Source organism: Vibrio sp. B181a (assembly GCF_030248375.1).
GTDB lineage: Bacteria > Pseudomonadota > Gammaproteobacteria > Enterobacterales > Vibrionaceae > Vibrio > Vibrio campbellii.
In genome coordinates this window covers 1-6,599 of sequence record NZ_JAHGAD010000030.1, presented here as the reverse complement: position 1 = coordinate 6,599, position 6,599 = coordinate 1, and the positions used below count along the sequence as shown (strand labels likewise).

Here is a 6,599-nt window from a genome sequence, read left to right as displayed (position 1 = left end):
CTTGACCACTACAAAGTGAAGTGACACAATATCCGAACCAGAGAAAAATGCTTCCTTTGAAGCAGCAGCTTCAAAGCCATGTTCAAGCGCAAGATTTCTAGATTCCTCACTACCCCAAACAACCACTGACATTTCAAATGCTTTTGCATATTGGGCAACTCGTTGTCCAATTTTTCCGTAGCCCCAAATACCAAGCTTCAAGCCCTTTAGAGTGCGACCTAAACCAAGCACTCCAGAGTTCTGCCACTTATCATTTTGGAGATTAGCTGAATAAGTTGGTACGAGGCGACTTGCCGCCATAATCAACACCCAAGCTAATTCCGAAGGAGCAACAGGAGAGCCACGCCCCTCCAACACCTTTACTCCATACTTTTCGCATAGGTGGACATCAATATGATTGCTGACTTTACCTGTTTGACTGATAACTTTAAGGTTAGGTAACTGTGCAAGCAGTGACTCTGTAATCACTGTCCGTTCTCGGATTAAAACAAGAACCTCGGTGTCTTTTAGCTTAACTACCAACTCCGTTTCAGGAAGTGTTTCGTTTAAGATGGACACATCGTGATGTGATAGTAATTCGAAACAATCTAACGTTCTAACCACATCCTGGTAGTCATCTAAAACTGTTATTTTCACGGAACTCTCCTTGTTGTTATAACGTCTTGCTAAGGTGTGAGTAACGCAATACAAAAGCTACCGCACAGCGCCTTAATCACATAAGCCACCGCAAAGTAAAAATGCCACGCGTTACGAATCACTCTTAAGCAATTTGTTAGTACATGCGCTACTTCTATTTATGCGCTCCAAGATATTGAAAACTGAGATGATATGAAAGGCTTTGAACACTGAAGTGAGACGGGCAGCTACAAAACTTTACCCCGATTGAAAGACGAAAGTTGGCTAGAAGAAAAACGCACTGAACTGCCCTACTTTCACTTGCTTCAAATTAGAAAAGGATTCTTTCCTCGTACTTCAACAGCCACAACAAAAGTAATCAAGGTTCTCTCAAAAGCCACCACGAAAATGAAGAAGCACCAAAGAAATAGGCTAAGAGTTAGAAGCCGTAAACGATGAAATCAAAGCGAACACTTCGCATATAGTGCCACCGGAAAGAACGTGAAAGGCACTAACTGAAAGGTGTAAATACGAGCGCCAAAACAGATAAACACCAAAACTTATGACCTTTGATGTCAAACCCGTACTAACGCCCTGTTAAGGTGTGAGCAACGCAATACCGATGCTCCCGCATACCACCTTAAACACTAAACGCAATGCATAGCAAAAATGCCAAGCGTTGCGAATCACTCTTAAACAGATTGTTATATGCACATTAATCCAGGCTAAACTGAATAATTAACAGCTCAATGTCTGAATCTGAATCATTTATTAAACCATGCTCACCATAAGGCTTATTTTTTATCATATCGCCTTTTTTAATCTTAACCTCTTGGTTATCAATAGTCATTGTTCCAGAGCCTTCGAGAATGATATACATCTCTTCGTTGTTGCCATGTTTATGGTAACCCACCGCAGAATTTGGTGGGATAATTTGTCTGTCGATAAAATCGCAGCTGCTAGCGAAGTCTGACTTACTCCAAATTTCATATAACTCGACAGAGCCAATCCCATCATGGGCAGAGTTCTGAATTTGTTTTTCCGTTTCTAAATAATTACGAATCATCTGTAATTCTCTCTGTGCATATAACGCCTTGCTAAGGTGTGAGTAACGCAATACAAAAGCTACCGCACAGCGCCTTAATCACCATAAGCCACCGCATAGTAAAAATGCCACGCGTTACGAATCACTCTTAAGCAATTTGTTAGTACATGCGCTACTTCTATTTGTGCGCTCCAAGATATTGAAAAGTGGCATGATATGAAAGGCTTTGAACACTGAAGTGAGACGGGCAGCTACAAAACTTTACCCCGATTGAAAGACGAAAGTTGGCTAGAAGAAAAACGCACTGAACTGCCCTACATTCACTAGCTTCAAATTAAAAAAGGATTCTTTCCTCGTCACTCAACAACCACACCAAAAGTAATCAAGGTTCTCTCAAAAGCCACCACGAAAATGAAGAAGCACCAAAGAAATAGACTAAGAGTTAGAAGCCGTAAACGGTGAAATCAAAGCAAACACTCCGCATATAGTGCCACCGGAAAGAACGTGAAAGGTACAAACTGAAAGGTGTAAAGACGAGCGCCAAAGCAGATAAACACCAAAACTTATGACCTTTGATGTCAAACCCGTACTAACGCCTTGTTAAGGTGTGAGGCACGCAATACCGAAGCTTCCGCATACCACCTTAACCACTAAAACCAACGCATAGTAAAAATGCCACGCGTGCCGAATCACTCTTAAACAATTTGTTAGCAGGACATTACGCAAGTAGCCGATGCTTCATTGACATAACTATAACCTTCGATAGTGACTGTAATCTGCTCTAAACCAAAAACTGACTCTGACGTTATCACTATAGGAAAGTTTAGTCTTATCAGGTCGTTATGACTGGGCTTCGTAATGCCAAACCAAAAGCCTACGGTTTTGCCATTTACGAACATATTGGGTTGAGAATATTCGACTTCAGCTAATCCGTAATGAATGAAACCAATAAACTCATTACCATTCGCATCGACGAATTTCGCCCTGACAATGATGTTAGAGTTGGGATCTAATGCATCATCTTGGCTAGCTTGACAAATGACAGTCTCATCATGACTATCATCTTTCCATGAGGGAAACTGCCATACAGCATGATCTTGTATATCTTGGGGAGTTATTTCCCATATTTGCTTAGCCATGTTACTCCTGTACTGCTAACGCCCTGTTAAGGGGTGAGCAACGCAATACCAATGCCGCCGCATACCACCTTAAACACTAAAACCAACGCATAGTAAAAACGCCACGCGTTGCGAATCCCTCTTGAACAGTTTGTTATACGATTTTTCCGCAGCAATTTTTGTACCTTTGACCACTACCACAGATACAAGGGTCATTTCTTGAAGGTAAAGACTTCGAATCGACTTCCGATGTATCTATTTCACTAAGCAATGCAATTAGTTCTTCAACCGCGATGGCTTCACCAATCATTACTTGAGTTAAGCTTCTCATATGGACCAGTAAATCTGCGACAATTTGAGACTCAACAAAACTTTTTTGATTACCATGTTCATCAGTGTAAGTGAAGCACACACCGCTAGAGTTTTCAGCTAGGACGTCTATCGCATTTTGGTGGTATTGGCTAATTGGAGCATGCTTACTTACAACGATACCGAGCACCTTATTATCAGATGCTCTGAAAAGAGCCCCACCTGAGTTTCCAGAATTAAATGCCCCATTAACAACAAGATGCTTCTTGTTGCCTCTAGGCAACTGATAATTTTGAAAACCTGCCAAATATCCCACAGACAATAAAGGAGCAGGTCCGTTATACCCCAGGGGGTAGCCCCAAGTAACCACTGACTCTCCAACCGACAGTTCTGTGGAAGTAGCTAATTCTAAACCGCCAGTTAAATGCTTTGAAGGTCTTAAGATTGCTAAGTCTCTAGCCTTATCAATCCAAACTCGAGATATAGCGATCTGCTCTCCAAAAGCTGATACTGCAGTTATCTGATGAGCATTACAGTTGGATACTACATGCTCATTTGTGACTATTAGACCGCCTTCGATTAAGAAACCCGAACCTTTTGAGCCAGTTGCGGGACAAACTATCATATAAACAGATTCAACAGAGCTTCTTCCTGTCTCACCTGCTGCGTCTAAAGTCCACTGAGTGGACACTGGTATATTTCCCAAGATTCTCTCCTAATCGTATAACGCCCTGTTAAGGGGTGAGCAACGCAATACCGAAGCCGCCGCAAACCGCCTTAAACACTAAAACCAACGCATAGTAAAAATGCCACGCGTTGCGAATCCCTCTTAAACAGCTTGTTATATTTGTTTCACAAAAGTCGCATTAGGCATAGCCTGTGTAATCCAATTGACGGCATTCGCGGGAACAAGAAATGGAATGATAGTATTTGAACTTAGCATTGCATGACTAACTGTTAACCGATGCTTCCCATCAGCGACTAGAGCTAAGTTTAAACCTAGATGCTTAACAAAAAATGGGGGACTTAGTGGACAGCCATTAACCCAATTATCAATAACCTTTGCAATCTTAGTATTGCAGTGCAGATCATGCCATAAAGTATGCCCCTCATATATTGAAGGTTCATAGATGCCTGCAAACACCTCTGAAATTGGTGCTTCGTATAAATATATACCAGCTTGAATAAGCTCTTGCGAAATATCATTAAAAGCTAAGCAATTAGCAGACGTATCCCAAGTAGGTGAAACTATCACACCCTTATTCTTATAAGCTTTTACTAATTCTTGCTCTTGCTGCCAATTCATTCTATTTCCTTTGAAAATATAACGCCTTGTTAAGGTGTGAGGCACGCAATACCTTAGCTTCCGCAGAACACCTTAACCACTAAAACTAACGCATAGCAAAAATGCCACGCGTGCCGAATCACTCTTGAACAATTTGTTATATTTTTTTTGCTATGACTGAGAAGATATGCCAATTGTGATCCGCACCTTGGGCTGTTTGGCCAGAAATTTGATGCTCTTGCCACCTTTCAATTTTAAAATCAGCAAATATTGCTCGTAATTTGTCTTCTGTAAAAACCGAAACCTCAGGCCAAAATGCCTCTTTGTCATATTCAGCACTAGCCATTGTGTCATTTGGACCTAAGAAAGACCCACAAAATACTCCACTACTTGAGCTAAGAGAAAAGCTTATCTTGGACCAAACATCGTTGAACTGATTTGGTGGGCAGAAGAATAAACTTGCGTCGGCTACGACTAGTGACACATCTGGATAAGTAAATGAACTAAAGTCATCGTTAGACAAATGTACACGCTCATCACCTTTAAATCGCGCCTGACATCGATTTATTGATTCTTCCTCCACATCAAAAGCATACACTTCAAAGCCTTTAGATCTCAAAAAAGCAATATCAGAACCGGCACCGCACCCACAATCTATAGCGATACGCTCTTCACCGACTAAACTGAGCGCGTAAATTAAATCTTCTCGTACGACACGATTTTCCGTCGAGTCGTAGTATTCCTTAATTTCTTTAGTACTCACCCATAACTCCCAGAAAAATATAACGCCCTGTTAAGGTGTGAGCAATGCAATACCGATGCCTCCGCATACCACCTTAACCACTAAACCTAACGCATAGTAAAAATGCCACGCGTTGCGAATCACTCTTAAACAGTTTGTTAGGTTTATGATTTTACGATGTAAGTGACAGTATTCTTTGAATATAAGCTGCTTTAGCCTCAGGATAATCTTGCCTACTGACGCCATTCGCAACTAAGCCCTGTTTGAGGGCATTGTACTCAATTAGCAACTCTCGGTTTTGAATGTGAGCATCTCTAAATTGAATATGTCTTCTTAACTTTGAGTCGCCGTGCTTATAAGCATGAACATGGATATAATCGAAGCGCTCGTTGTCGTTGTAATATGTGAAGAAACAACGACCTTCAACTCCCCGTTCTCCTTTGCAAGTAAAGCCTAGAGATTCGAGCGCTAGAATGTTTTGCTGCAAAGTTAAAGTGTCATTATATGCGATACCTATATCTATTATCGGTTTTGCAATTGAACCTGGAATCGCTGTACTACCAATATGATAAATAGTCACACCACTCAAGCTAGGCGCAATCACGCTGACAATTAGCTCATAGGCTTCAGACCATTTATGGACGTAGTCGGTTAACTGGACTGTAAAACGCTCTAGCCCTATACCTAACTCTTCAAGTCGCTTTATCAACTCAGTTTTATCCACTTTAACTTCCCATGTTAACTCGTAAACCTAACGCCGCATTAAGGTGTGAGCAGCGCTTGGCTATACTTGAGCGAAGCGAAACTGCCAAGCGTTGCGAATCACTCTTAAATGCTTTGTTATGTGAATTATGCCCGCTTTCCTAACCCAGGAGCACCTCCCGAGACAAATGGTGTGTATTTCGTATCAAAAACGCTTCCTAAAGCTGTACCTTGAGGTTTAGTCTTTTTTGATTTTCCATTTTGCATCTTTCGTTTTGATCGTTTTTGAAGCTCTAACTTACAACCATGATTAATCTTCTTTTGAAGAACATGACAAACTACGATCTGACGGTTTAAAGCCTTATCAGAGACTAATTCTGACATGGCAATTTCACGCTCTGAACGGCAAATCTCTTTCTCTAGATCTAACTGAGTATATTTTAAGTCAATCGCTGATATCGATCTGCCTGCATTTTTCGGCAAAGACTGAGATAGAGCCCATTCATATGTACCTTGAATCAATTTCCTTGCTTTACGTTTACGCTTGGAAATTTCGCTTTTACATGAGGGAGTTAGTTGCAAAAAATAAGCTTTACACTCCAAATGATGTTTATTCAGATCAACTTTGGAAGAAAAATTTTCATTACAAACGATACATTTAGCCTGTTCCATCTTTACTCCATTCACATAACGCTCTGTTAAGGTGTGAGCAACGCAATACCGAAGCCGCCGCATACCACCGTAAACACTAAACGCAACGCAAAACAAAAATGCCACGCGTTG

7 protein-coding genes and 1 pseudogene are annotated in these 6,599 nt (G+C 41.1%); all 8 read right to left on the bottom strand.

Annotation, left to right across the window (positions count from 1 at the left end; genetic code table 11):
• Window positions 1-636 (bottom strand): NAD(P)-dependent oxidoreductase (locus tag KIO97_RS15340; protein WP_285383316.1); only part of this gene is annotated, 636 nt, incomplete at its 3' end.
• 694 nt (window positions 637-1,330) lie between these two features.
• Window positions 1,331-1,681 (bottom strand): cupin domain-containing protein, encoded by a 351-nt coding sequence (locus KIO97_RS15325; RefSeq protein ID WP_285383313.1) that lies wholly within the window; start codon window positions 1,679-1,681, stop codon window positions 1,331-1,333.
• 686 nt (window positions 1,682-2,367) lie between these two features.
• A complete protein-coding gene (locus tag KIO97_RS15310; RefSeq protein ID WP_285383310.1) occupies window positions 2,368-2,799 on the bottom strand; it encodes a hypothetical protein in 432 nt (143 codons plus the stop codon).
• Between the two features lie 133 nt (window positions 2,800-2,932).
• On the bottom strand, window positions 2,933-3,793 hold the full coding sequence (locus KIO97_RS15300; protein WP_039838998.1) for a trypsin-like peptidase domain-containing protein: 861 nt from the start codon (window positions 3,791-3,793) through the stop codon (window positions 2,933-2,935).
• A gap of 135 nt (window positions 3,794-3,928) precedes the next feature.
• Complete coding sequence (locus KIO97_RS15290; RefSeq protein WP_285383307.1) at window positions 3,929-4,393, bottom strand: hypothetical protein; 465 nt, start codon at window positions 4,391-4,393, stop codon at window positions 3,929-3,931.
• 136 nt (window positions 4,394-4,529) lie between these two features.
• Window positions 4,530-5,135, bottom strand: a complete 606-nt coding sequence (locus KIO97_RS15280; protein WP_285383305.1) for a class I SAM-dependent methyltransferase — start codon at window positions 5,133-5,135, stop codon at window positions 4,530-4,532.
• Between the two features lie 151 nt (window positions 5,136-5,286).
• The gene (locus tag KIO97_RS15270; RefSeq protein ID WP_285383303.1) at window positions 5,287-5,838 is read right to left on the bottom strand and encodes a GrpB family protein; all 552 of its coding nucleotides are present in this window, start codon (window positions 5,836-5,838) and stop codon (window positions 5,287-5,289) included.
• A 125-nt stretch (window positions 5,839-5,963) separates the two neighbouring features.
• Window positions 5,964-6,599: pseudogene (locus KIO97_RS26970) on the bottom strand (hypothetical protein); the annotation flags it as partial.

Coding starts and splice junctions, on each gene's coding strand:
- KIO97_RS15290 (WP_285383307.1), bottom strand. CDS start 4,393: ATGAATTGGCAGCAAGAGCAAGAATTAGTAAAAGCTTATAAGAATAAG.
- KIO97_RS15310 (WP_285383310.1), bottom strand. CDS start 2,799: ATGGCTAAGCAAATATGGGAAATAACTCCCCAAGATATACAAGATCAT.
- KIO97_RS15325 (WP_285383313.1), bottom strand. CDS start 1,681: ATGATTCGTAATTATTTAGAAACGGAAAAACAAATTCAGAACTCTGCC.